Source organism: Desulfocastanea catecholica, assembly GCF_054657295.1.
The window spans coordinates 1-615 of sequence record NZ_BAAHYZ010000122.1 but is presented as its reverse complement, the minus strand read 5'-3'; the positions used below and the strand labels follow the sequence as shown (position 1 = coordinate 615).

Sequence of the window (615 nt, the reverse complement as noted above, 5' to 3'; positions counted from 1 at the left end):
CCGCCGGATGAAATAGGGCTGTTTCTTTGCTCCTTTTTGCAACCACTCATAGAAACCGCTAGCGGGGATGATACAGCGCCGGCGTTGCAACGGTTCACGGAAGGAAGGCTTTTTCTCAATTCCTTCGGCCCTGGCGTTGTTGAGAATATATTTAGTTTTTGCAATTTTAGACCAGAACGGGACCAGGCCCCAATGGAGCATGGCATAGGCAGGATTGCCGGTCTCGGGAGAGTTGCGGATCGTCAGGATGTTTCGGGACGGAGGAATGTTGTAGTCCTCTATAGGAAGAGGATCCGGCAGGAGAAGCGTCTCGTAGCCGAAGGTACCTTTACCAAAATAGGCGAAACGTCCACACATTATTCTATGCGTCCTCATTGTTTGGTGCAAAATTCCCGAAATATCAGTCAAAGCTTGCAGGGCTAAATCCTTGTTTCGCTACCATCAGGCTGATGCTTTCTTATGGCAAACTTTGACTGATATTCTTTTTGGAGGGCTCTGAACGGTCAGGCTCCACCCGTTTAAAACAACTTCAATCTCTCCGCCATCTCTCCATACATACTCGGAAATTCTGGCTGATAATTCAGAAAATTCGGCACCGGATAGCGAGCCCCCACC

Annotated in this window: 1 protein-coding gene; it reads right to left on the bottom strand. The window is 48.9% G+C overall.

The features are described from left to right. The coding region (locus tag ACYQ8U_RS23140; protein ID WP_459947919.1) for an SOS response-associated peptidase at window positions 1-357 on the bottom strand (357 nt) is incomplete at its 3' end. Window positions 358-615 lie beyond the last annotated feature (258 nt).